The organism is Vreelandella lionensis (assembly GCF_044543515.1).
GTDB classification, from domain to species: Bacteria; Pseudomonadota; Gammaproteobacteria; order Pseudomonadales; family Halomonadaceae; genus Vreelandella; species Vreelandella lionensis.
Window position 1 is genome coordinate 60,217 of record NZ_JBITWC010000015.1, and the last position, 25,012, is coordinate 85,228.

Consider the following 25,012-nt stretch of genomic DNA (forward strand, 5'->3'; position numbering starts at 1 on the left):
CGACGACAATCACGCCCTAATCAGGAAACTTAAGTTAACAACGGATAACAACAGCCACCTACCTAGCCTTTGCGTTCAATATCCACGTCGCTGGCCTGGGTGAAGTCATCCAGCGCCATCATATGGCCGAGCTTGCCCGCTTTGGTGGAGAGGTACTGTTCGTTGTGAGGGTTTAAACCAGTGGTAATCGGCAAGCGCTCGACGACGTTCACGCCGTCGCGGGTCAGCGCATCTACCTTACGGGGGTTATTGGTCATCAGTTTGAGCGCCGTTATGCCCAGGTGGTTGAGCATCGGCACGCAGAGGTCGTAGCGGCGCATGTCGGCACCAAAGCCGAGCTGCTCGTTGGCTTCGACGGTATCGGCCCCCTGGTCTTGCAGATGATAGGCGCGGATTTTGTTGAGCAGGCCAATGCCACGCCCTTCCTGGCGTAAATAGAGCAGCACGCCGCGCCCCTCTTCGGCAATACGCTTCAGCGCTTCTTGCAGCTGGTAGCCGCAGTCGCAGCGCATCGAGAATAGCGCATCGCCGGTTAAGCATTCGGAGTGCACGCGCCCTAACACCGGCTCGCCGCCGCTCACATCGCCCAACGTTAGGGCGATATGGTCTTTACCCGTGGCGTCGTCTTCGAAGCCATGCATGGTGAATGTGGCCCAGGGAGTGGGCAGCCGAGAGGCAGCAATGAAGCGAATGGTCACAGGTTTCCTCGCTGATTAACCAAACCAGTTAACCACACCAGTGTTGGCGAAGTGGACGAACAGTTTACCAGGAAGCCGCGCAGGCCTCACGGTCTTAGCGGGGTGCGACGATTTTTGCCACGGTTTGCGCCGCCACCCCCGGCTATCTTCACGTACAATTCCTATCTTCAGGTACGATGACTCCCTTACAATGCGGGCAAATTTCTCAAGAGCAAGTGTTTATGACCACCACACCTTTGCAAAACGACCGTTTTCTTCGCGCGCTGGCTCGCCAGCCCGTTGACCGCACTCCGGTGTGGATGATGCGCCAAGCCGGCCGCTACCTGCCGGAGTACCGCGCCAGCCGCGCCGACGCAGGCAGCTTTATGGACCTGTGCCGCAATCATGACCTGGCTTGTGAAGTGACCCTGCAGCCGCTAGAGCGCTACCCGCTCGACGCCGCAATTCTGTTTTCGGATATTTTGACCATCCCCGATGCCATGGGGCTGGGCCTCTACTTCGAAACCGGTGAAGGCCCCAAATTCAGAAAAACCGTCCGCACGCCGGAAGAAGTAGCGGCGCTGACGGTGCCAAACGCCGAGCGCGACCTGGACTACGTGATGCGGGCGGTATCCACGATTCGCCGCGAGCTGAACGGCCGCATGCCGCTGATCGGTTTCTCCGGCAGCCCCTGGACGCTGGCGACGTACATGGTCGAAGGCGGTTCCAGCAAGGATTTCCGTCACCTAAAAACCATGCTGTACGACACGCCGGACACCATGCACCAGCTGCTGGATACCCTCGCGCAGTCGGTCACTGACTACCTGAACGCGCAGATTCGTGCCGGTGCTCAGGCGGTACAGATTTTCGATACCTGGGGCGGCGCGCTCTCCACGCCTGCTTACCTAGAGTTCTCGCTGCGCTATATGGAGCAGATCGTTTCCGGGCTGATCCGCGAACACGACGGCCGCCGCGTGCCGGTGATTCTGTTCACCAAAAACGGCGGCCAGTGGCTTGAACACATTGCTTGCGCCGGTGCCGACGCGCTGGGTATCGATTGGTCGACCGAGCTTTCCGACGCCCGCGCCCGTGTGGGCCATAAAGTTGCCCTGCAGGGTAATTTAGACCCCAACGTGCTGTTTGCTCGCCCCTCTGCCATTCGCGCCGAAGTGGCCCGCGTGCTGGAGAGTTACGGCCACGGCCCGGGCCACGTGTTCAACTTGGGCCACGGCATCAGCCAGTTCACCAATCCCGATCACGTCACCGCCTTTATGGAGGCGCTGCACGACTTAAGCCCGCAGTACCATCAGGGCATTCCGACCCAAACGAACGACCAGTGCCCAGGAGCCAAGCAATGAGCGACTTACGCGACGACCAGTGGTTTACCGAAGTCTTTGATAGCCACGGCAGCGCTTTCTCGCTGAAAATCACCGAAAAACTGCTGGATGTGCAAAGCCCTTACCAGCACCTGGAAGTGTACGCCACCGAAACCTACGGCAACCTGATGGTGCTGGATGGCTGCGTGATGCTGACCGATCGCGACAACTTCCTCTACCACGAGATGATTGCTCACCCGGCGCTGTTCACCCATCAAGACCCCAAGCGGGTGGTGATTATTGGCGGCGGCGACTGCGGCACGCTGAAAGAAGTGCTGCGCCATCCGGGCGTTGAAAAAGTCACTCAGATCGACATTGATGAAGAAGTCACCAAAGCCTCCGAGCGCTTTTTCCCGTCGCTGGTGGAAGCCAACGGCGACCCCCGCGCCGAGCTGCTGTTTGCCGACGGCGTGAAATGGGTCGACGACGCTGCCGACGAGAGCATCGACGTGCTGATCATCGACTCCACTGACCCGGTAGGCCCTGCCGAAGGCCTGTTCAAAACCGACTTTTTGAAGCGCTGCCACCGCATTCTGAAAAGCGGCGGCGTCATGGTGCAGCAGAGTGAGTCACCGCTGTATCACAGCGGCTCAATCATCCGCGAGCTGCGTAACGACATGCGCGAAGCAGGCTTTGATAGCGTAGCCACCCTGCCCTTCCCCCAGCCGGTGTACCCTTCCGGCTGGTGGAGCGTGACGCTGGCAGGCAAAAGCACCAACGTTAAAAGCTTCCGTGAAGAGGCTGCCGCCAGCCACGAAATGCCGCTACAGTACTACACAGTAGATGCCCACCGTGGTGCCCTGGCGCTGCCGCCCTTTATGCGTAAAGCGTTCGCATAACTTCGCGGTTCCGCTATGTATCAGGCCGGGCTCTGCCCGGCCTTTTTTATGCGCAGGAGTTGCTGCGCTCGACGTTAAGGAATAATAAATGACTACAACGCGTTGGTTAGGATTGGGAATCACTCTGTTAGCACCCGCTCTCTGGCTACCTGCCACGGCCATGGCCGATACCCTAGAGACCGTACAAGAGCGTGACAGCGTGCGCTGCGGCGTTAACGCGGCCCAGCCCGGCTTCTCATCGCTGGACGATAACGACCAATACCGCGGCCTGGACACCGACGTGTGTCGCGCTATTGCCGCCGCTGCGCTGGGCGATGCTAGCAAGGTCAATTTCGTGCCGTTAGACTCGGTGGAACGCTTTGCCGCACTACAGTCGGGCGAGGTGGACGTACTCTCCCGCACCACCACCTGGACCTCTAGCCGCGACACCACGCTAGGGATGAACTTCACTGGCGTCAGCTACTACGACGGCCAGGCGTTTATGGTGGCCAGCGACCTCGGCGTACAGAGCGCAAAAGAACTGGATGGGGCGGCTGTTTGCACCCAGTCAGGCACCACCAGCGAACTCAACCTTTCCGACTACTTCCGCATTAACAACATGACCTATGATGCGGTGGTGTTTGATTCACCTGAACAGTCGATTGCGGGCTTCGAAGCAGGCCGCTGCGATGTATTGAGCTCGGATGCCTCGCAGCTCTACGCCCAGCGCATTCAACTGGCCGACCCCAATATGGCCGTGGTACTACCGGAGATCATCTCCAAAGAGCCGCTTGGCCCAGCAGTGCGCCAAGGCGATGACCAGTGGTTCAACATCGTGAAGTGGTCGCTGTTTGCCATGCTGAATGCCGAAGAGCTGGGCGTCAGCCAAGCCAACGTGGATGAGCAGCTAAGCTCAGAAAACCCCGATGTGATGCGCCTACTTGGGCAAGATGGCGATTTTGGTGAAGCCATGGGCCTTTCGTCAGACTGGGCTTACCAAATCGTCAAACAGGTGGGTAACTATGCGGACATTTATGACCGCAACGTGGGCGCGGACTCTGATTTCAACATTGCGCGCGGTCTGAACGCTCTGTGGAAAGATGGCGGCATTCAGTACGCGCCACCTATTCGCTAACACGCTAGGCGACTAGCCACCGACCTCCGCCAGCGGCTGCGCACCAAAAAAGCGCATGGCGTAGCTGCTGGCCTATTTTTTTGCACCACTACCTTCGTCAAATTCGCTGATTTTACGTTGAAAAGCGCTGAATTTGACGGCATATCTTTCTTGGCACCTTCCTTGCTAGCTTTTAATGATGCATCACCATGCATAATGACATTAAATCGAGGAAGGGGAACAAACATGATTAATAAGAAACACCTGGTACTGCTGGCCTCCGCTGGTGCTATTACCCTCGCCGGTGTTGCCACCGCGCAAGCCGATACATTAGAAGATACCCGCGAGCGCGGTGCCGTACAGTGTGGCGTCAGCGACGGCTTACCAGGTTTTTCCGCCCCAGACGATAACGGTAACTGGCAGGGCCTGGACGTTGACGTATGTCGCGCCGTAGCCGCAGCAGTACTGGGCGACGCAGACGCCGTCAACTACATCTCCTTGAACGCCGTTGAGCGCTTCACTGCCCTTCAGTCCGGCGAAGTGGATGTCCTTTCTCGTAACACCACCTGGACGACCACCCGTGACACCACGCTAGGCCTAAACTTCACCGGGGTGACCTTCTACGACGGCCAAGGCTTCTTGGTGTCTCGTGACCTGGGTATCTCCAGTGCTTCGGAGCTGGATGGCGCGGCTATTTGTATCCAGTCCGGTACCACTACTGAGCTGAACCTGGCGGACTACTTCCGTGCCAACGGCATGGAGTTTGACCCCATCGTTTTCGATACTTCTGAGCAAACGGTAGGCGGCTTCCAGGCTGGCCGCTGTGACGTACTAACCTCTGACACCTCTCAGTTGGCCGCTCTGCGCATCCAACTGGACGACCCCGCTTCTGCAATGATTCTGCCCGACGTTATTTCGAAAGAGCCGCTGGGCCCGGTAGTACGCCAAGGCGACGACCTGTGGTTTAACATCGTGAAGTGGTCGCTGTTCGCCATGATCAACGGTGAAGAGTACGGCGTCACCAGCGAGAACGCTGAAGAGATGCTCAGCTCTGAGAACCCGGACGTGGCTCGCCTGCTCGGCCAGGACGGTAACTACGGTGAAGGCATGGGACTTGAATCCGACTGGGCTTACAACATCCTGAGCCAAGTGGGTAACTACGGTGAAAGCTTCGAGCGCAACGTAGGTATGGGTTCACCGCTGGAAATTGAGCGCGGTGTTAACGCCCTGTGGAACCAAGGCGGCTTCCAGTACGCACCGCCGATTCGCTAAGCGTCTCGCTTGACCCCGGCCCGCCACCCTTTTTGGTCATGGCGGGCCATTTGATTGACCTTCCGTATCGCGGAGACGCCACCCATGTCCGTAAGACCTAACGCTCGCCCCGTTGGCCAAAAGCCACCGTTTTGGCGAGACCGCGCCAAACGTGCGCTCATCTTCCAATGTCTGCTGATTGCCGCTGTCATCGCCTTTCTGTTCTATATCGTCGGCAACGTGCAAGACAACCTCTCCTCTCGGGGTATCACCACAGGCTTTGGTTTCCTGAGTAATACCGCCGGTTTTGGGATCGTACAGAGTCTGATCGACTACTCTTCCCAAAGCACCTATGGCCGCACCTTTTTCGTTGGCCTACTGAATACGCTACTGGTGGGCGGGTTAGGCGTGATCGCCGCCACCATCATTGGTTTTATTGTCGGTATCGCTCGCCTATCGCCCAACTGGCTGATCGCCAAGCTGGCCGCGGCGTATATCGAAACGTTCCGGAATATTCCGCTTCTGCTGCAGATTTTCTTTTGGTATTTTGCCGTGCTGCGCACCCTGCCAAGCGCCAGGGACAGCCTTGCCTTTGGGGAAGCGTTTTTCCTCAACGTGCGCGGATTGTATCTACCAGAACCGCTGTTTGAGTCCGGTTTTGGGCTAATTCCCGTGACCTTTGTGATCGCCATTGTGGCCAGCATTGCGCTGGTGATTTGGGCGAAGCGCCGCCAGGAAGCCACGGGGAAACGTATTCCTGCCTACTGGATCTCCTTTGCGCTGATTTTTGGCTTGCCGCTGTTGGTTATGTTTGTGACTGGCGTGCCCGTCACTTGGGAAATGCCCGAACTGCGTGGCTTTAACTTCCGCGGCGGTATTACGGTGATTCCCGAGTTCCTGGCGCTATGGTTTGCACTATCGATCTACACCGCCTCGTTCATCGCCGAGATCGTGCGCTCAGGCATACAGGCCATTTCTCATGGCCAAACCGAAGCGGCACAGGCCCTGAGTCTGCCGCGTAACCTAGTGCTGCGTTTGGTGGTCATTCCCCAGGCGTTGCGGGTCATTATTCCCCCGCTGACCAGCCAGTACCTGAACTTGATTAAGAACTCGTCGCTGGCCACCGCTATTGGCTACCCAGACCTCGTGTCGGTGTTTGCGGGTACCACGCTGAACCAGACAGGCCAAGCCATTGAGGTCATTGCCATGACCATGGCGGTCTATCTGACGATCAGCCTGCTGGTATCCATGTTTATGAACTGGTTCAACGCCCGCGTGGCGCTGGTTGAACGCTAGGCTGAGGCGAGGAGCCATACATGATTCATAACCAAACCGTGATTGAGCAGCGACCAGCGCCTAGTAGCTCTGTTGGGGCTGTTGCTTGGCTGCGCACCAACCTGTTTAACGGCCCGATTAATACTATTTTCACCTTAGTCGGCCTCTATATTCTCTACTTGTTGGTGGTACCGACCGTGCAGTGGGCGTTTATCAACGCCGACTGGGTAGGCACTACCCGCGACGACTGCTCTCGCGAAGGCGCCTGCTGGGTATTTATCAACGCCCGTTTATCCCAGTTTATTTACGGCCTTTACCCCAGCGAGGAGACCTGGCGCGCCAATATCGTGTTCGCCATGTTCTTTACCCTGATTGGCTGGCTGGCCATACCCCGCCTGCCCTTCAAGCGCTGGGTTGCCGTCTTTGCGCTGGTGGTCTTCCCAGTTCTGTCGTTTGTACTGCTTTACGGCGGCTACTTTGACCTTCCCCAAGTGCCTACCCACCGCTGGGGTGGCCTGATGCTGACGCTACTGTTAGCCACGGTGGGCATGGTGGGCGCGCTGCCTATCGGCATCGTGCTGGCCTTGGGGCGACGCTCCAACATGCCGATCGTCAAAAGCTTTTGCGTGGTGTTTATTGAGTTCTGGCGCGGCGTGCCGCTGATCACCGTGCTGTTTATGGCCTCGGTGATGCTGCCGCTGTTCCTGCCCTCAGAGATGAACGTAGACCGCTTGGTGCGCGCTTTGATCGGCTTAACGCTGTTCCAGAGCGCCTATATGGCGGAGGTCATTCGTGGCGGCTTGCAGGCGATTCCAAAAGGCCAGGAAGAGGCGGCTGCCGCGCTCGGCATGACGTATTGGAAACGCATGGGGCTGATTATCCTTCCCCAAGCGCTGAAGATGATGATTCCTGGCATCGTGAATACGTTTATCTCGCTGTTTAAAGACACCACCCTGGTCATGATTATCGGGCTCTTTGACCTTTTGGGGATCGTGCAAGCGGCACTGGCCGACTCACGCTGGTTAGGCTTCTCGTTGGAAGGCTACGTGTTTGCCGCCTTCATGTTCTGGATCTTCTGTTTCAGCATGTCGCGCTACAGCCAGTACCTAGAACGCAAGCTGCATACCGGCCACAAGCGCTAACGCCGCTTTCATTAACGATTTTTAGCAGGATAGTGACATGACTCAAGCAGCCACCAACAACCCTGGCAACAGTACTTCTGACCTGATGGTTGAAATGCGCGGCGTGAACAAGTGGTACGGCGATTTCCACGTGCTGCGCGATATTAACCTAGAGGTAAAACGCGGCGAGCGGATTGTTATTTGCGGGCCTTCCGGCTCTGGCAAATCCACCATGATTCGCTGCATCAACCACTTAGAAGAGCATCAAAAAGGCGAGATTACGGTAGGCGGCGTGCCGCTGACCCAAGATGTTAAACGCATCGAGCAGATTCGCCGTAGCGTCGGCATGGTGTTCCAGCACTTCAACCTGTTCCCTCACCTCACGGTGCTAGAGAACTGCTGTATCGCACCGATGTGGGTGCAGAAGAAGCCCCGCAAAGAGGCCGAAGCCATGGCCATGCAGTACCTGGAGCGGGTGCGCATTGCCGAGCAGGCCAAAAAGTATCCCGGCCAGCTCTCTGGCGGCCAGCAGCAGCGCGTCGCGATTGCCCGCTCGCTGTGTATGCACCCGGACGTCATGCTGTTTGACGAGCCCACCTCGGCCCTTGACCCGGAAATGATCAAGGAAGTGCTGGACGTCATGGTGGAACTTGCCGAAGAAGGCATGACCATGCTCTGCGTCACCCACGAGATGGGCTTTGCGAAAACCGTTGCCGACCGCGTGATCTTTATGGACCAAGGGCAAATCATCGAAGAGAACGCGCCGGAGCCGTTCTTCAATAACCCGCAGTCCGAGCGTACTCAGCTCTTCTTGAGCCAGATTCTGGGCCATTAACACAACGGATAGCATCACTGGATGCTAAATCTGGGCCTCCTATGAGGCCCATTTTTATGTTTAAACTCGATCCAATAACGTCACAACAAGTGAGCCACCATGGAAAAGCTATTTATTGACCGCGCGCCGCAGCCCATCGCCCCGTTCTCACACGCTTGCCGCGTGGGCGATTTGGTCTTTATCACCGGCCAAATGCCTACGGTGCCGGAAACCAACGAGATGCTGCTTGGCACCTTTACCGAGCAAACCCACCGGGTGATGCAGAACCTTGCCATCGTGCTGGAAGAGGTCGGTAGCAGCTTTGAGTACGTGGTGCAGTCGCGGGTGTTTATTACCAATATGGGGCACTTCGATGAGGTGAATCAGGTCTACGCCAGCTACTTCCAAAAACCGCTGCCCACTCGCACCTGCATCGGCGTGACCGGGCTTGCGGGCGGCGCGGATGTGGAAGTCGATATGATCGCCTGGATTCCTCCTAAAGAGGGCGCTTAACCGCCCACAAGCGTAATGCTGGCAGGCAGTAGCGCAGGCTGCTCCCGGTGCTGAGTCAGCGGCTTGCCCGCCAGCGCCGTGAGCAGAATTTGTAACGGGTCACCGTGGCTCACCACCAGTACCGTTTCGCCCTCAAAGCACTGCTCTAGCGCGTCCAATGCGGCGCACATCCGTGCAGCTACCCGGCTGACCGGCTCAACATGCCACTGGGTATGGTCTGCACTCTGCGCATCAAAGGCCCACACCTCTGGGTAATAGCTATCGGTCTGGCCATCCAGCTCACCAAAGTGGCGCTCCCTTACGCGCTCCTCTTTTTGCATGTTTAGAGCAAACGCCGCTGCTACTCTGGCGGCGGTTTGGGTGGTGCGTAAAAAATCTGAATGCACCACCCGCGTCGGCTCCGGCCAGCGCCACTGCGCCAGCACATCCACCAACTGCTGTTCACCCTGTTCAGAGAGCCCATAATTCGTAAGCCCCCGCTCGGGGGAGCTGATAATTTTCTGCTGGGCGTTAGCCTGGCTATGTCCATGGCGCATGAGTAAATAGCGATTTCGCCAATGATAATTTGTACGCAGTAAGTCCATTGTCATCTCTCAAAAACCGTGTTTGACCAAACACCGAACGATTGCCATGGTTAAAGGGTAATCAACGACATGGAGGACGTACGACGATGACCACCTATATCGTGGTAGCTGACGCCGCCCGCGCACGTATTTTTACCCGTGACGCGCTCAATCTCGCCGAGCAAGAGAGCTTGGTACACGCAGCCGGCAGGCTGCATGAAGGTGACTTGATCACTGACCGCCGCGGGGCTGATGTCCATGAATCAACGTCAACGTCGTCGCGCTCATCTGGCGAAGAAGGGGCTGCCTCTCAGCATGAGAACGAGCTGTTTGCTAAAGAGGTCGCCCAACGCCTGTATAGCGCCCGCGTGAGTAACAGCATGGAAAAACTGATTATGGTCGCGCCGCCCAAGTTTTTAGGGCTACTGCGAGAAAAGCTTGATCACCCTACCCAAAAGCTTGTGACGCACACGCTCTCAAAAGATCTTAGCAAAGCGTCGATGGCAGATATTCAAAGCGCCGTGAGCGATCTGCGCTAATCAAATCAACACTTTCTTACTCTTTTATTAAAGGCATGGTGGCTCTCGCCGATAGCTAAGGTCGAACTTTAGTGTACGTGGCACCCGCGTACTGATTCCAAACGACGTTGAGAGCGACCATGTTTTCATCTCTGCGAGCCCGCATACTGCTAGCCGCACTCACTGCCATCACCCTTGCCCTGATCGTCAATGGTGTTGCCAGCTACTACACAGTCCAGCAGCACAATACCCAACAGGTAGCACGCAACCTAGACGCTGTAGTACGTGGTAACAGTAGCGCCCTACATGAGTGGATGGCATCCCGTAGCACCATGCTGAACGGTATGGAGGAAGCTATCTCCAGCAATGACCCACGTATTGCCTTGCGTCAGTTGACCACCTCTGGCGATTTTATGGCAACCTACCTGAGCTTGGCTGATAGCGGAGAGACCATTTTTTTCAACGGCTGGGAGCCACCCGCCGATTTTGACCCACGAGAGCGACCTTGGTACCAAGCCGCCGCTGCCGCGCAGGATACTATTGTCACCGCGCCGTATGTCGATGCCCAAAGCGGCGACTTAGTCGTGACCTTTGCCCGCCCGTTTTACCAAAATAACCAACTTCAGGCGGTAGTAGGTGCTGACGTCAATATTCGCGATATGGTCGCGATCGTGCAAGACATCTCGCCTACTCCTTCAAGTTTTGGCTTTCTGACTACCGGCGATGGATCGCTAATCGCCCATCCCAACAGCGAGCTAGCGCTAGAACCCACCACTGTTTTAAGCGATGAATTAAACGCCGCCTATATCGAGCAACTTGCTAACACCAAGCAGCCACAGCAGATGCAGTTAGAAGGAAGCAGTAAATTACTGCTGAGCCGCCCAATAGGCGGCAATAGCGACTGGCAGCTTGTGGTAGCACTGGATGAAGCGGAGGCCACCGCAGGACTACGCGCCATTGCCACCACATCTATTGTTACCCTATTGATCGTTGCAGCCATTACCGCTGTGGTATTTGGGCTGCTGCTGTCGCTACTGTTGCGCCGCCTGCTGGGGGTGCGCAACGCGATGGATAACATCGCCTCCGGCGAGGGCGACCTCACCCAGCGTCTGCCAGAAGAAGGCAACGACGAAGTCACTCAAATCGCTAGCGCCTTTAACCGCTTTGTTAACAAAATGGAGCACGTCTTAATCGACGTGCGCACCAGCAGCGAATCGGTGCACCACGCCGCTAACGAGATTGCCATGGGTGGCCAGGATCTCTCGCGCCGTACGGATAACGCCGCCTCGAGCCTGCAGCAAACCTCAGCCTCGGTCGAAGAGATCACCAGTACCGTACAGCACACGGCGGCCTCAGCCCAGGAAGCCAACAAGCTCTCCCACGCGGCCACCGAAGTCGCGAAAGAGGGCGGTCAGGTGGTATCGAACGTGGTCACCACCATGGAAGACATCTCCGACGCTTCCAACAAGATTGGCGATATCGTCACGTTGATGAACAGCATCGCTTTTCAAACCAATCTGCTGGCACTGAACGCCTCGGTAGAAGCAGCGCGGGCAGGCGAGCAAGGCCGAGGCTTTGCCGTTGTAGCGGATGAGGTGCGCAAACTGGCGGGCCGCAGCAGCGACGCTGCCAACGATATCCAGAAGCTGATTGAAGATTCACAAACCAAGGTGAATAACGGCACCTCGTTGGTACGCAATGCGGGTAGCACGATGAAGGATATCGTGGACCACATCACCCGCGTAACCGACGTACTGGAAGAGATCAACGCTGCAACCAGCGAGCAAAGCGATGGCATCAAACAGGTCAATATTGCGGTGGCAGAACTGGACCGGATGACCCAAGAGAACGCTGCGATGGTCGAGGAGTCCACCACCGCCGCCGAGCAGTTGAAAGAGCAGGCGGACCACCTGACCGGCACGATCAGCAGCTTCAAACTCTCTCACGCGGCATCGCCCGCGCTACAGGCGCCACAGGACCGTTTACCGCGCACGTCGGAGAATTTCTAACCGTCACCGCCTCCATGGCCGCCTCCGCCCCCTCGCCTGCGGTGGTGGCCATGTCACGCGTTAGCCATGAATCTTTGTTCTACTGGTTCAAGGATGGCACTCGATACGCTCTTTCGCCTCTTGCTGAAACAGGACCGCTCTTCTATGCACTTTCGCTCCCTTCGCTCTCTCGTTTTGGCGTTGGCAGGCCCTTGCCTGCTCGCTGTGGTTGCCGCGCTGGTGGTGTATAACCTGATCGCGGCCGCCCGCACCCAAGCCACCGTTGAAGAGCACACCTAAACGCTCATGCAGAGCGCACTGGACGCGCGGCTCGATGCCATTGCAGAGGCAGAGGGTGAACGGATTCAACGCGAGCTGGACAAGGCCATGACCCTGGCCAGCCAGCTCGCCACCACCAACGCCCTCATGGGCGTGGAAGATGCCGAAGGCCAGCGCGCGCTCTACCTGAGCCGCCGTCAGCTTTCCAACTTGGTACGGCAGACGGTTGCCGACAACCCCGCGCTGCTGGATGCGTTCATCGGCTGGGAGCCCAACGCCTTTGGAGACGACGCCCGCTTTGCTGGCGACGAGCGCTACGGCCACGATGGCAGTGGCCGCTTCATGCCCTGGTGGTACCGCACTGGGGATGGCTCGCTCGAGGTCTTACCACTAGGCGACACCATGGAGAGCGAAACCCGCCTGGCCAGCGGCGTGCGTGAGGGGGAGTACTACCTCTGTCCCCGCGAAACGCTCGCTCCCTGTGTGATCGACCCCGCCGCCTACGATTACGACGGCGAAACGCAGCTGGTCACCTCGTTCAACGCACCGATTTTGGTGAACGGCGAATTTCGCGGCGTGGCCGGGGTCGACCTCTCGCTGAACTTCATCCAAACGCTGCTGCGCGACGCCAACGCCGCGCTGTATGACGGCGCAGGCAGGATAGCGCTGGTCGCCGGGCGCGGCGGCTTGGTGGCGGACACCAACGGCGAAGAGGCCCTTGGCCAGCCTGCCAGCAATGCGCTGAGCGACATGGCCCTGGCAGGCATTGCCGAGGCCACGACACAAGGCAGCCTCTACAGCAGCATGGCCAACGGCATGTTTCAGCGCTATCAGCCGCTAACCATTGGTGATACGGAGCAGCCGTGGGTGCTGGTGCTACAGCTGCCCGAGTCCGTCGTGCTCGCCGAACTCAACGCGCTGCAGAACGTTTTGAGCGATCAGCGCCAGCAAAACACCCTAGGGATGACGCTGGTGGGGCTGCTGCTGGCGGCCATCGGCATCGCTGCCCTGTGGTGGATTGGTGGGCGTATTGCGAGTCCGCTCAAACGCTTAGCGAACAGAATGGAAGAGATCGCCTCTGGAAACGGCGATCTCACTCAGCGCCTGCCCGTGCATGGCCGCGATGAGAGCGCCGCCGTGGCCGAGCAGTTCAACGCCTTTGCCGAAAAAATTCAGGCCATTCTGCTGGACGTACGGCGCAGCAGCGAGGCCGTGAACCACGCAGCCAACGAGATCACCCAAGGCGGCCATGACCTCTCGCGGCGTACCGAGCAAGCCGCTGCTAGCCTGCAAGAAACCTCGGCAGCGATGGAAGAGATCAGCAGCACCGTCAGCCACACCACCCACGCCTCCCAAGAGGCCAGCGGGCTGTCCAACACCGCCTCGCAGCTGGCTTCCCGTACCGACAAGGCGTTTGTGCAGGTGGTCTCGACCATGGATGACATCCGCGCGACCTCGGCAGAGATTCAGAGCATTGTTAGCGTGATCGACGGCATTGCCTTCCAAACCAACCTGCTGGCGCTCAACGCCTCAGTAGAGGCAGCGCGGGCTGGCGAGCACGGGCGCGGCTTTGCCGTAGTGGCCGATGAAGTGCGCAAGCTGGCCTCGCGCAGCAGCGACGCCGCCAAGGACATCCGCCAGCGCATTGATGCGTCTGCCGACAAGGTCGAAAGCGGCACGCAAATGGTACGCGACGCCGAAGCCGCCATGCACGAGCTGGCCGATAACGTAACTCGCGTCACCCAAATGCTCGGCGATATCAGTACGGCAGCCGGTGAGCAGAACGACGGCATCAACCAAGTCAGCGTCGCGGTGACCGACCTGGATCAGATGACCCAGCAAAACGCCGCCCTGGTGCAAGAGTCCACCACCGCTGCAGAGCAGCTCAAAGACCAAGCGGACAGGCTGGCCGCGCTGGTGGGTGGCTTTACGCTAGAGGCGTCGCAGCACCAGGCTCAGGCGCTGCCAAGCCCTGAAAAGGCCAAGGTGTAACCACTAGGGAATCGGTGGCAGCGGGATATCGTCACTGCGCTTGGCCCCGGCGGTCATTTCGCGACAGAGGCGTAAAAACTCCCGAACGCCGGTGGTCAGGTACTTGTGGCGATGCCAGATAAAGGTGAACTGGCGTTTTAAATCCAACTCCGGCGTGGGCAGCGGCACCAAGCTGCCGCGCCGGAAGGCATCGCGCAGCGCCAGCCGGGAAACGCAGCCAATGCCAAGGCCCGACTCCACCGCGCGTTTAATGCCCTCGGTATGTTCCAGCTCCAATAGCGTATTGAACCGGCTGCGACGGTGGCGGGCGGCATGCTCCAGCGTCATACGCGTACCGGAGCCCTCCTCGCGCATGATCCAATCCTCCCGCAGCAGCTGATCCAGCTCCAGGTGCTCCCGCCCTGCCAGCGGGTGGCGAGGCGAGCAGAACACGCACAGCTCATCCTCGACCCAGGGCTGGCTGATGATCATATCGTCATCGCACTGCCCCTCAATCAGCCCTAAATCCAGCGAGTGCTGGCGCACGCCCTCAATGATATGCCTCGTATTACGCACCGCCAGCCGTACCCGGCTGCCGGGATAGCGCTGCATGAAATCGCTGATCAGCAGCGTAGCGAGATAGTTACCAATGGTGAGCGTTGCCCCCACGTCCAATGCGCCCACGCCCTGTTGGCCCCGCAGTAGCTCCTCAACCTCCTCGGCGCGGTCCAGCAGGGCCACCGCCTTGGGCAGTAGCTGGAAGCCGAGCGCGTTGAGCTTTAGCCGCTTACCAATGCGGTCGAGCAGTTGGCAGTCGAACTGGCGCTCCAGCTCCGCCAGCGCTGTGCTGGTGGCCGATTGCGACATGGCCAGCGCGCGCGCCGCCTGGGAAACGCTCTCATGCTGGGCAACGGCCACGAAGACTTCTAGCTGGCGCAGGGTGTAGTGCATGACCAGAACCTATCTGTGAGTGATCGGCGAGAGGGCTATATCGATTTTAAAGATAAGCGTTATCAAGATAATTTGCTTAACAGATATATCACCCTTTATTTAGAATAAGCAGCAACCTATAGAGCTATTTTTTATTCTTTTTTGGAATATGGCGAGCAAGGCTTAGGCCGCGCTGCCCTTGGAGGAGTTAGCATGAGCAAGTTTGCCCTGGAAGAAGTGCTAAGCGTTCACCACTGGAACGATACCCTATTCAGCTTCCGCACCACCCGCGAGCGCAGCCTGCGCTTCAAAACCGGCCAGTTTGTGATGATCGGCTTGGAAGTGGATGGCAAACCGTTGATGCGCGCTTACTCCATCGCCAGCCCCAACTACGAAGACCACCTTGAGTTCTTCAGCATCAAAGTGCCCGATGGCCCGCTGACCTCGCGCCTGCAGCACCTGAAAGTGGGCGACCAAATCATGGTCAGCCGCAAGCCGACCGGTACGCTGGTGTGCGACGACCTGCTGCCGGGCCGTAACCTTTACATGCTCTCGACTGGCACCGGCTTGGCGCCGTTTATGAGCCTGATTCAAGACCCGGAAGTTTACGAGCGTTTCGAGAAAGTCGTGCTGATTCACGGCGTGCGTGAAGTCTCTGAGCTGGCCTACGCCGACTTCATCACCAAAGAGCTGCCCGCCCACGAATACCTGGGCGAAGAAGTCGCCGAAAAACTGGTGTACTACCCCACGGTGACCCGTGAAGAGTTCCACACCATGGGCCGCCTGACCGACCACATTCGCAGCGGCAAGCTTTTTGAAGACACCGGCCTACCGCCGATTGACCCGCGCCAAGACCGCGCCATGATTTGCGGCAGCCCGGCGATGCTGGACGACACCAGCGCACTACTAGACGAACTGGGCCTGAATATCTCCCCGCGTATGGGCGAGCCGGGCGACTACGTCATCGAGCGTGCGTTCGTCGAGAAGTAAGGTGCTAAGAGATCAACATTAATTAGCTGCCAAACCTAAAACACCCCGCCAATGCAGTCGCGTGGCGGGGTGTTTGTTTGTACGCCATGGGGCGTTATACCGCGTCTTTACCTGTTTCGCCGGTACGAATACGGATGACCTGCTCAAGGGGCATCACAAAGATTTTACCGTCACCGATCTTACCGGTGTTGGCGACCTGGGTAATCGCGTCGATCACCTGCTCGGCCATATCGTCGTCAACGGCCACTTCCAACTTCACCTTGGGTAGGAAATCCACCACGTACTCCGCGCCACGGTAGAGTTCCGTGTGGCCCTTCTGACGGCCAAACCCTTTCACTTCCGTTACCGTAATGCCCTGCACGCCGATATCAGAGAGCGATTCGCGTACGTCATCAAGCTTGAACGGCTTGATAATGGCTGAGATCAATTTCATTGCGACATCCTCTAGCTTGGTGGCCCACTGTTATCAAAACAGCGTTATTGAACGGTTGTCATAACCCATCAAGGTTGGCGGGGCACTCGCATAGCCAAGCCCGTTACCCAGTGGGTTAAGCATACACCGCCATGGGCAGAGAATAAAAAACCAGTACGTACCTAGCTAATAACAACCAGCGTGCAACCTACCTGTGAAGGACAAAAAGGCCTCCCACGGTGGGGAGGCCAAAAGGAGCACGCCAGCTCACATGATTAGCGCAAGCTTATTTCTTAACGCTAAACTCGGGATAGGCTTCCAGACCGCACTCAGCGATATCGACGCCTTCATACTCTTCTTCTTCGCTAACGCGGATACCCATGACCGCTTTCAGCACCAGCCATACCACTAAGCTTGCGATGAAGACCCAGCCAAAGATGCCCACGATACCGATCAACTGTGCACCGAAAGAAGCATCGCCATTATTCAGCGGTACTGCCAACACACCCCAGATACCGACCACACCGTGAACGGAGATCGCACCAACCGGATCGTCCAGCTTCAGTTTGTCCAACGTTACGATAGCCGCGACAACAATCAGGCCGCCTACTGCGCCAATAATGGCAGCACCCAGCGCTGAAGGAGAAAGCGGGTCGGCGGTAATCGCCACCAGGCCAGCCAGCGCACCGTTCAGCGCCATGGTGAGGTCCGCCTTGCGGAACCACAGCTTGGCTAGAATAAGCGCGGCGATGACACCACCAGCAGCCGCTGCGTTGGTGTTCACGAACACTTGCGCAACGTTGTTAGCTGAACCGATATCGGACATTTTCAGCTCAGAGCCACCGTTGAAGCCGAACCAGCCCATCCACAGGATGAAGGTACCCAGCGTTGCCAGCGGCATATTGGCACCGGGAATCGCGTGGATAGAGCCATCTTTACCGTACTTGCCTTTACGCGGGCCAAGTACCAGCACACCGGCAAGCGCTGCAGCCGCACCGGCCATGTGCACAATGCCGGAACCCGCGTAGTCAGAGTAGCCCACTTCAGACAACCAGCCGCCGCCCCAGGTCCAGTAGCCAGACACCGGGTAGATGAACGCAGTCATCACCACGGCAAAGGCCAGGAACGCCCACAGCTTCATACGCTCAGCAACCGCACCCGAAACAATCGACATCGCGGTAGCCACAAACACTACCTGGAAGAAGAAGTCAGAACGCATGGAGTAGTAAGGCGCATCGTCGCCACCGGCCAGCACTGCATCGGCGCTGTTTTCAGTACCGATCAAGAAGCCCAGGTTCGGCAGGAAGCCGCCTGCGCTGCTGGAGTACATGATGTAGTAGCCCACCAGTAAATACATGGTGCAGGCAATCGCAAACAGTGCGATGTTTTTAGTCAGGATTTCTGCGGTGTTTTTGGAGCGAACCAAGCCCGCTTCCAGCATGGCGAAGCCTGCGGCCATCCACATGACCAGCACGCCGCAGATCAAGAAGTAGAACGTATCGAGCGCATAGCTCAAATCAGCTAACTCATTCATGAGGTGTTCCCCGTTTGTACTAAGAAAAGGTACTTGGAAGAGATACTTGGCGACGTTAAAACGTCATCAGCAACTCAAAGTCGGCCCTTAAACGGCGTCGGCACCGCGCTCACCGGTACGAATACGGATCACATCTTCCAACGGCGTCACAAACACTTTACCGTCGCCGATTTTGCCGCTATTCGCTGCGTTACAGATGGCATCCAACACGCTCTCCAGGCGCGCATCGTCTACGGCGACTTCCACTTTCACCTTGGGCAGAAAGTCGACCACGTATTCCGCACCGCGGTAGAGTTCGGTATGCCCCTTTTGACGGCCAAAGCCTTTTACTTCGGTAACCGTAATCCCTTGAACGCCGTTGTCGGCGAGTGCTTCACGAACGTCGTCAAGCTTGAATGGCTTGATGATAGCGGTGATGAGTTTCATCCCGGATCTCCCCTGCTGGCTCGGTGGATAGCGGCATGGCCGCCCGAATTTAGTGCTTGCCCTACTAATGCTCATACCGTGCCACTCACTTTTTTATTATTTAAATTCAAAAACTTAAATTATTAACATAAGTAAGTGGCGGTAACTAAGCACCGCTACCTACTACGTGCCGGACTTGCTTTGCACCATAAAAGAACATTGAAAAAAGCTAGTCGCCCCATTTCGATGCATTTGTACACGTACGCCCACCGCGCTTAATTAACAAACGGCACATGCGAATCGTCGGCGGGTTGCGTATCCTTACTCACAAGCAGTTCACATTTATGCGTGATCGTTTAAGGAGAGAGCCATGGCGCCCCAAGACCGCATTAGCCGCTTAGCCCAGCAGATCGGCGACCGTTTGCAGAATGCGTCACAAGCCCCGGAAGATATTCAGAAAGGTGTCCAGCAGGTGGTACGCGGCGCGTTTGACCGCCTGGAGCTGGTATCGCGGGAAGACTTTGATATTTTGATGGATGTGCTGCAACGCACCCGCTCGCGGGTAGAGGCCCTAGAGCGCCAAGTGGCCAGCTTGGAAGCAGCGGTAGAGGCCTCTAGCACCACCGCCGCCACGCCTGTAGAAGCTGAAGTACCGCCCGCCCCTGTGCAACCTTCCAGCACAACTAAGCCAACCGCTGACGGCGCTGAGTAAGTACGCCGTTTTGCACGGCATGGGGCAGGTTCGGCTGCCCCACTTCTTGCCCCTACCTCTCTCCCATACTCTCTCCCGTCCTCTCCCCTGCACTTAATTCAACACCTTATGCCAGTGAACAAGAATCACTATCATTGACAACCCTAGTGATAGTGCTATCGTGCGCTTATCTGCAGCCTCCCGCGTGCCGTTAAGCACCAATACGGCGCAGGCACTACGCTCCACCCACGATAGCGACTGCCCCCATGCCTCAGCAGGAACGCTTAGCAACGCCTGAAATCACCCCCTTTTCGTTGGCCCAGCTTGGCCAGCGCTTCGGCATTCACTACCGCATTGAAGGCCCTACTTCTCCGCGCCAGCCGGTCGCCACTGGTCATGTACATGACGTTAGCCTGCGCCACGGGGTGCACTTAACGCTCTCTGATTTGCAGGTAGAGCGTGGCTATACCTCCACGTCTTACCAAAGCGTGCCATGGTTCTTGAGCGTTCTCTTGGAAGGCACCATTCATCTCCAAATGGGCAAGCAGCAGATACAGCTCTCTGCAGGGGATGGCATATGCAGCCACTTTGATGCCCGACACCCACTCACGGTGCATCAACCTGTTCAGACACGCCTTCGTACTGTGAATATTGCGGTTCTGGCCACTGCACCCTTAGGGCTTCCCGCCCCGCCTGATGCTTCATGTTTGCATTGCTGGAAGCTCCCCAAGGCCCTCTGCGAAACGCTTTGCACCATTAGTGAGCAACCGCCCACGCTCTGGCGACAAGCGCTGGTATGGCAGGGGTTAGCACTGCAGTTGATTGGGTTAGGCTTGCCCGAGCGTCTGACAGCGCTACCCGAACACAAACGCCTTTCTACCCGTGATCGTCATTGCCTCACGGCACTACACTCGCGCATTGCTCAGCATCCCGCCGAGCTTTATAGCCTCACCGCATTAGCCAAAGAAGCCGCTATGAGCCCCAGCAGCCTGCGCCAGAAGTTTCGCGCCTGCTACGGCTGCACGCTGTTCGACTATATTCGCCAAGTGCGATTACAGCAGGGGTACGAGGCACTGCAACGAGGTGAGAGCGTGCAACAAGCGGCCCATCACTGTGGGTATCGGCATGCCAGCAACTTCTCCAGCGCCTTCAAACGCCACTTTGGTTTTTCCCCTCACGAGGGGAAATCGCTCCAGCGTATAGCCCGCGCTTGAGTTCCTTTCGCGTGTACAAACATGTCAGCGCGCATAGCAGGCTTGGCACGACGCATACCTTTATTTCGCCATAAAAAGCAATAATTCTCATTGCTTAATAACACTGATTCCACTTCCTCCCAGGATCACTTATGGCCTCCACCCATCGTCTGTTTTTACTGGCCCCCTTGAGCAGTGCGCTGCTCATCGCGCTGGCAACGCCTGCTGCGGCACAGCCGAGCACTGCCTTAGCCACCGTCACTGTGACTGCCCAGCAGGCAGCCACCAAAGTGGCCACGCCCTTTATCGAAACCCCACAGAGTATTTCGACCATCACCGAAACGCAGATGTCGCAACGCGGCGTCAGTACCGTACAGCGCGCCACCGACTACACCCCCGGCGTGTACAGCAATCAAATAGGAGCTTCCAACCGTTTTGATTACCTGGTGTTAAGAGGCTTCTCCGATGGCAGCTTGAGCAACACTTTTTTAGATGGCTTGAAGGTGATGGGCGACGCCAACTCCCATAGCAGCATGCGCATCGACCCCTGGTTTTTAGACAGCATCGAAGTGGTGCGCGGCCCTGCATCCGTGCTGTATGGCCGCGCCTCCCCGGGCGGCGTGGTGGCCCTCAACAGCAAACGCCCTGAGTTTGAAGCGGGCGGCGAGCTGCGCTTTAGAGTCGGTAATAATGATCAGCGCAGCGCTGCGTTTGATCTCACTGGCCCGCTGGGGGAAGAGCAGCGCGTTGCGTTTCGCCTCACCGGCATCGCCAGCGCCGCCAATACCCAGTTTGGCCCAGCCGAAGAGGAGCGCTACGCCATTGCGCCACGGCTAACCTGGGACATGACCGACGCTACCAGCCTGACCTTAGAAGCGTATCTTCAGGATGAGCCAGAAGGCGGCTACCACTCCGGCGTGCCTTATGAAGGCGCGGTGACCCCTCGCAATGGCCGCCAAATAAGCAATAACTTCTTCGATGGCGAAGCCAACTACGACGCCTATAAGCGCACCCAGCGCATGCTTGGCTATACCCTTGAGCACCGCTTTAACGACCGCGTATCCGCCCGCCAACTGCTGCGCTATCTCAATTCAGACGTGACGCTAAATCAGGTGTATGGTTTTGGCTGGGCATCGCCGACCTCAAACGCACTGGCCCGCTACTACTCCGGCAGCGAGGAATCGCTTCAGGCCTTAACGGTGGATAATCAGTTAGAAGCCCGCCTGACCAACGGCTTCATGGAGCACACCCTGCTGTTGGGAGCGGATTACCAGCAGCGCGAGAACGAGGTTGCCTGGCCTTCCGGTGCATTCCCCTCGTTGGATGCCTTCAACCCGGTCTACGGCAGCGAGCCGCTGGCGTTCTACGCGCCCATCCGGGAGAACCACGAGTTGGAGCAAACCGGCGTCTACCTTCAGGATCAGATCGCCGTCAATAACTGGCGCGTGACGCTGGGCGGGCGCTTTGACTGGGTGAATATCGATAACACCAACCGCGACAGCGGCAATACCAGCGCGCTCAGCGACACCCAGTTTAGTGGCCGCGCCGGGGTGGTGTACTTGTTCGATAACGGCATCGCCCCCTACGTCAGCTACTCGACGGCCTTTACCCCCACCAGCTTCGTCGATGCCAACGGCGACCTGCTCGCTCCTATGGAGGGTGAACAGTGGGAAACCGGCGTGAAGTACCAACCCAACGACCGGCAGCAGTACAGCGCAGCGCTCTTCCACATCAGCCAGGAGAACGTGGCTACCAAAGAGCAGCCTACCGACCCCTACCGTGCCGTAGGCGAGATTGAGTCTCAAGGCATCGAACTGGAAGCCCAAACGCAGCTCACCGAGGCGCTCTCACTTCAGGCAGGCTACAGCTTTACCGACATTACCTACGCCACAAGCGACGACGGCAACCAGGGCAATAACGCCATTTACTCCCCCCGCCATCAAGTACAGCTGTGGGGCCACTATGCCGTGCAGAAGGGTTGGCTAAGCGGTGTGGATATCGGCGTGGGCGTGCGCCACTACGCTGACATTGCCGCTGACCGCGCCAACACCGCCACCGTGCCGGACTACACCCTCGTTGACGCCACGCTGGGCTACGACTGGAGCCAAGCAGGCCTCAATGGCGTCGAAACCCGCCTGAATGTGCACAACGCTCTGGATAAAGCGTATGTGGCGTCGTGTAACTCACTGGAGTACTGCTATTTCGGTGCCGAACGCGGCGTCACCGCTAGCGTTCATTACCGATTCTAAGCAGCGACCACACCCAGGCGCACACTCCCTGTGCATGCCTGGGTGTTTCTATTTGCAATTGATAAACAGACTCGTTTAAATAAGGCGCTTATTGCTAGGTACTAACCTCATGCGCTGTTTCCCCCGACTGCTTATCCTGGCCCGCCGCAGCCTGCTTGCGGCTGGCCTGCTGTTGTCTACCGCCAGCCACGCCCAATGGGCCACCATCGACTGGACCATTGCCGAGACGTTGCTGGCCATCAAGGCCCCCGTGAGCGGCATTGCGCAGCAGCCCGCCTACCACGACTGGGTGGGCGAGCCGCGCATTCCCGAGCATGTGATGGATATTGGCCTGCGCACCCAGCCCAACTTCGAGCTGCTGGCCCAATCGCCTCCCGAGCAAACGCTGCTCTCGCCTATGTTTACCGGGCTAATTCCCCGGTTGGAGAAAATCGCCCCGGTAGGCACCTTCGCCCTCTACTCACCGGGCGCGGAGACATGGCAGGAGATGCAGAGCCTTACCCGCCAGTTGGGCGAGCTCACCGACCGCAACGCCGAAGCCGAGGCGCTGATTGAGAACACCGAACAGCTGATGGCCGAGCTGCGCCGCCAGCACAGCGACTCAACCCCACTGCTGATGGTGCAGTTTATGGATGCCCGGCATGTGCGGGTGTTTGGTGAGAACAGCCTCTACAACGCTGTGCTGGAACAGCTTGAACTGCCCAACGCCTGGGACCAACCCACCAACGCCTGGGGGTTTGCCCTGGCCGGTATTGAAGCGCTGGCACGCTACCCCGATGCCACGCTGGTCATCGTTGACCCACTCCCCGCAGGCGTGGAAGAGCAGTTGGAAGGGAGCGGCCTCTGGCAGCACTTACCCAACGTGCAAAACGGCCGACTGCTGCGCCTGCCGCCAGTTTGGAGCTTTGGCGCTCTCCCCTCCGCCCAGCGCTTTGCCCGCGAACTCACCAGCGCGTTGAATGCCCATCACGCTGACTAGCCCGCCATCAGCCTGCCCACCTGAGTAGCGCCCAACGCCTGAAATAAAGTAGGCTTAGCCAACGAGATAGCTCATTAAACTGAGCAATCAGATTGAGAGACGTTGCGAGGGAGCGCCATGACACTAGCGATTGTGGCCACGCGGGCAGGCGTGGGGTTGGAAGCACCGGCGGTACATGTAGAGGTTCACTTAGCCAACGGTTTGCCGGGGTTAACCCTGATGGGCTTGCCGGAAACCGCTGTGAAAGAGAGCCGCGAACGGGTGCGCAGCGCCTTGATCAACGCGGGTTTTGATTTCCCCAACACCAAACGCATTACCCTCAACCTCGCCCCGGCGGATCTCCCCAAAGAGATCTAGTGTGATTTAGTTATCGTTGTTATCTGCCGCTAAAAGTAAATGAATTCGTTCAACTTCGCTCATTGAGGCTTTCTGTAAGGCTTTCCAGCTATCCGGTGGGTTGCCACTGCTGAGCATTTTCTGAAAGACAGAGTAAGCATTATGCTTACTGCCATAAGCACGTTTTGCAGCGTCATCATTGACCCACGCATAAATAATGATTTTGCTCACAGCATCGTAGCGAAAGAACAGCCGGTACTGCTGGTAGAACTTTGCTCGTTGCCAATGAGTGTGCTCTGTGCCAAGCGTGTTCCCTTGGCGGTATTGAGTGCCTGATGGATCCTGCGGAATATCATTCAAGGCCAGCTTCATGATCGCTGCTAGGCGCTTGGTGGCCGCCTTGTTGCGATAACCGGCAGGATCTTTCGATTGAAGATGTCTCACCTTCAAGGTGAGTGCTTCGACTTGTTCCAAGAACAACGGATGGGCATAAATCGTCCATCCATTAACCTCCAGAGGCTTCATTCGTCGTCATCATCCTCTTCCAGCGCCTCTTCGAGGTCTACCTCAATACCTGCGGTAAGCCGTTCGGCCTCGGCAAAGCTACTGGCAGTCACCGTGCGAATATTTTCTGGATGCGCCAGAAGATCGCGCTCTAGAAAATTGAGGAAGTTGACCATCACAGGGTCGTGCTTGGCCTCATCACTTGCCCGGGAAAGCACCACTTCTCCATCAGGACGAACGGTATAATGGATACGGTCTCGGCGCTTCAGCTTTAGCGCCCGGCGAATCGATGCCGGAACAGTCGTTTGATAGCGATCCGTCAGAGTTGAGTCGTCTTCGATAAGCGTGCTCACTGTCGCTCTCCGCTTGATAGCAATGCAAAGGTAATGCATACAAAGTTAATGCAAGCGCATTACTTCGTCAAGCCGTCTCCGTTACTTGAACCGGTTGCTTAAGCGCTACCAAAGCCTTCTTAATTACGTTAGGTTAAATACTTAAGCTAATGTAGCTT

Annotated in this window: 23 protein-coding genes and 2 pseudogenes; 17 read left to right on the forward strand and 8 right to left on the reverse strand. The window is 57.5% G+C overall.

Annotated features, from left to right (window positions below; all coding sequences use genetic code 11):
* Positions 1 to 62: 62 nt before the first annotated feature.
* A complete protein-coding gene (gene ribA, locus ACIGG6_RS10900) occupies positions 63 to 698 on the reverse strand; it encodes a GTP cyclohydrolase II (RefSeq protein WP_159343495.1) in 636 nt (211 codons plus the stop codon).
* A 221-nt stretch (positions 699 to 919) separates the two neighbouring features.
* On the opposite strand from ribA, the gene hemE reads away from it, so the two are divergent.
* The 8 genes from hemE to ACIGG6_RS10940 all read left to right on the forward strand — a co-directional run bounded on the left by hemE (position 920) and on the right by ACIGG6_RS10940 (position 8,959).
* Positions 920 to 2,035, forward strand: coding sequence for a uroporphyrinogen decarboxylase (hemE, locus tag ACIGG6_RS10905; protein WP_159343496.1), 1,116 nt, complete (start codon positions 920 to 922; stop codon positions 2,033 to 2,035).
* Entirely contained in the window at positions 2,032 to 2,892 is an 861-nt protein-coding gene (gene speE, locus ACIGG6_RS10910) for a polyamine aminopropyltransferase (RefSeq protein ID WP_399844453.1), read from the forward strand. The genes hemE and speE overlap by 4 nt, the downstream gene beginning before the upstream one ends.
* 88 nt (positions 2,893 to 2,980) lie before the next feature.
* Complete coding sequence (locus tag ACIGG6_RS10915; RefSeq protein ID WP_399844454.1) at positions 2,981 to 4,006, forward strand: amino acid ABC transporter substrate-binding protein; 1,026 nt, start codon at positions 2,981 to 2,983, stop codon at positions 4,004 to 4,006.
* A 225-nt stretch (positions 4,007 to 4,231) separates the two neighbouring features.
* A complete protein-coding gene (locus ACIGG6_RS10920) occupies positions 4,232 to 5,257 on the forward strand; it encodes an amino acid ABC transporter substrate-binding protein (protein ID WP_399844455.1) in 1,026 nt (341 codons plus the stop codon).
* Positions 5,258 to 5,341: 84 nt separating this feature from the next.
* On the forward strand, positions 5,342 to 6,532 hold the full coding sequence (locus tag ACIGG6_RS10925) for an amino acid ABC transporter permease (protein WP_399844457.1): 1,191 nt from the start codon (positions 5,342 to 5,344) through the stop codon (positions 6,530 to 6,532).
* 20 nt (positions 6,533 to 6,552) lie between these two features.
* On the forward strand, positions 6,553 to 7,653 hold the full coding sequence (locus tag ACIGG6_RS10930; protein ID WP_399844459.1) for an amino acid ABC transporter permease: 1,101 nt from the start codon (positions 6,553 to 6,555) through the stop codon (positions 7,651 to 7,653).
* An 85-nt stretch (positions 7,654 to 7,738) separates the two neighbouring features.
* Complete coding sequence (locus ACIGG6_RS10935) at positions 7,739 to 8,467, forward strand: amino acid ABC transporter ATP-binding protein (protein ID WP_399844479.1); 729 nt, start codon at positions 7,739 to 7,741, stop codon at positions 8,465 to 8,467.
* 99 nt (positions 8,468 to 8,566) lie between these two features.
* Positions 8,567 to 8,959: a RidA family protein gene (locus tag ACIGG6_RS10940; RefSeq protein ID WP_399844461.1), complete on the forward strand. Its 393-nt coding sequence runs from the start codon at positions 8,567 to 8,569 to the stop codon at positions 8,957 to 8,959.
* Here ACIGG6_RS10940 and ACIGG6_RS10945 read toward each other — a convergent pair.
* Entirely contained in the window at positions 8,956 to 9,549 is a 594-nt protein-coding gene (locus ACIGG6_RS10945) for a histidine phosphatase family protein (protein WP_399844463.1), read from the reverse strand. The genes ACIGG6_RS10940 and ACIGG6_RS10945 overlap by 4 nt on opposite strands.
* Before the next feature lie 80 nt (positions 9,550 to 9,629).
* On the opposite strand from ACIGG6_RS10945, the gene ACIGG6_RS10950 reads away from it, so the two are divergent.
* The 3 genes and pseudogenes from ACIGG6_RS10950 to ACIGG6_RS10960 all read left to right on the forward strand — a co-directional run bounded on the left by ACIGG6_RS10950 (position 9,630) and on the right by ACIGG6_RS10960 (position 14,299).
* Positions 9,630 to 10,061, forward strand: coding sequence for a host attachment protein (locus tag ACIGG6_RS10950; RefSeq protein ID WP_083023018.1), 432 nt, complete (start codon positions 9,630 to 9,632; stop codon positions 10,059 to 10,061).
* Between the two features lie 119 nt (positions 10,062 to 10,180).
* Positions 10,181 to 12,049, forward strand: a complete 1,869-nt coding sequence (locus tag ACIGG6_RS10955) for a methyl-accepting chemotaxis protein (RefSeq protein WP_399844465.1) — start codon at positions 10,181 to 10,183, stop codon at positions 12,047 to 12,049.
* 144 nt (positions 12,050 to 12,193) lie between these two features.
* Positions 12,194 to 14,299 (forward strand): annotated as a pseudogene (locus ACIGG6_RS10960) (methyl-accepting chemotaxis protein).
* A gap of 3 nt (positions 14,300 to 14,302) precedes the next feature.
* Here ACIGG6_RS10960 and ACIGG6_RS10965 read toward each other — a convergent pair.
* Entirely contained in the window at positions 14,303 to 15,229 is a 927-nt protein-coding gene (locus ACIGG6_RS10965) for a LysR family transcriptional regulator (protein ID WP_058579768.1), read from the reverse strand.
* Between the two features lie 192 nt (positions 15,230 to 15,421).
* Here ACIGG6_RS10965 and ACIGG6_RS10970 point away from each other — a divergent pair, with 192 nt between their 5' ends.
* The gene (locus tag ACIGG6_RS10970; RefSeq protein WP_399844467.1) at positions 15,422 to 16,198 is read left to right on the forward strand and encodes a ferredoxin--NADP reductase; all 777 of its coding nucleotides are present in this window, start codon (positions 15,422 to 15,424) and stop codon (positions 16,196 to 16,198) included.
* Between the two features lie 94 nt (positions 16,199 to 16,292).
* On the opposite strand, the gene glnK is transcribed toward ACIGG6_RS10970, so the two are convergent.
* From glnK to ACIGG6_RS10985, 3 genes are all read right to left on the reverse strand, one after another.
* Positions 16,293 to 16,631, reverse strand: a complete 339-nt coding sequence (gene glnK / locus ACIGG6_RS10975; RefSeq protein WP_009098335.1) for a P-II family nitrogen regulator — start codon at positions 16,629 to 16,631, stop codon at positions 16,293 to 16,295.
* Between the two features lie 265 nt (positions 16,632 to 16,896).
* The gene (locus ACIGG6_RS10980; RefSeq protein ID WP_253504134.1) at positions 16,897 to 18,144 is read right to left on the reverse strand and encodes an ammonium transporter; all 1,248 of its coding nucleotides are present in this window, start codon (positions 18,142 to 18,144) and stop codon (positions 16,897 to 16,899) included.
* A gap of 87 nt (positions 18,145 to 18,231) precedes the next feature.
* Positions 18,232 to 18,570 carry a P-II family nitrogen regulator gene (locus ACIGG6_RS10985; RefSeq protein ID WP_058579766.1) on the reverse strand — a complete coding sequence of 113 codons (339 nt, stop codon included), beginning with the start codon at positions 18,568 to 18,570 and terminating at the stop codon, positions 18,232 to 18,234.
* 349 nt (positions 18,571 to 18,919) lie between these two features.
* On the opposite strand from ACIGG6_RS10985, the gene ACIGG6_RS10990 reads away from it, so the two are divergent.
* From ACIGG6_RS10990 to ACIGG6_RS11010, 5 genes and pseudogenes are all read left to right on the forward strand, one after another.
* Entirely contained in the window at positions 18,920 to 19,261 is a 342-nt protein-coding gene (locus tag ACIGG6_RS10990) for an accessory factor UbiK family protein (protein WP_159343507.1), read from the forward strand.
* A gap of 245 nt (positions 19,262 to 19,506) precedes the next feature.
* Positions 19,507 to 20,454 carry a helix-turn-helix transcriptional regulator gene (locus ACIGG6_RS10995; RefSeq protein ID WP_399844470.1) on the forward strand — a complete coding sequence of 316 codons (948 nt, stop codon included), beginning with the start codon at positions 19,507 to 19,509 and terminating at the stop codon, positions 20,452 to 20,454.
* Between the two features lie 131 nt (positions 20,455 to 20,585).
* Entirely contained in the window at positions 20,586 to 22,682 is a 2,097-nt protein-coding gene (locus ACIGG6_RS11000) for a TonB-dependent siderophore receptor (RefSeq protein ID WP_399844471.1), read from the forward strand.
* 109 nt (positions 22,683 to 22,791) lie between these two features.
* Positions 22,792 to 23,661 (forward strand): ABC transporter substrate-binding protein, encoded by an 870-nt coding sequence (locus ACIGG6_RS11005; protein ID WP_399844473.1) that lies wholly within the window; start codon positions 22,792 to 22,794, stop codon positions 23,659 to 23,661.
* Positions 23,662 to 23,778: 117 nt separating this feature from the next.
* Positions 23,779 to 24,012, forward strand: a pseudogene (locus tag ACIGG6_RS11010) (magnesium chelatase domain-containing protein); the annotation flags it as partial.
* Positions 24,013 to 24,024: 12 nt separating this feature from the next.
* On the opposite strand, the gene ACIGG6_RS11015 reads toward ACIGG6_RS11010, so the two are convergent.
* Both ACIGG6_RS11015 and ACIGG6_RS11020 read right to left on the reverse strand, forming a co-directional pair.
* On the reverse strand, positions 24,025 to 24,522 hold the full coding sequence (locus ACIGG6_RS11015; RefSeq protein ID WP_399844474.1) for a type II toxin-antitoxin system YhaV family toxin: 498 nt from the start codon (positions 24,520 to 24,522) through the stop codon (positions 24,025 to 24,027).
* The gene (locus tag ACIGG6_RS11020) at positions 24,519 to 24,854 is read right to left on the reverse strand and encodes a type II toxin-antitoxin system PrlF family antitoxin (protein WP_399844475.1); all 336 of its coding nucleotides are present in this window, start codon (positions 24,852 to 24,854) and stop codon (positions 24,519 to 24,521) included. Before ACIGG6_RS11020 ends, ACIGG6_RS11015 begins: the two co-directional genes overlap by 4 nt.
* Positions 24,855 to 25,012: the final 158 nt, after the last annotated feature.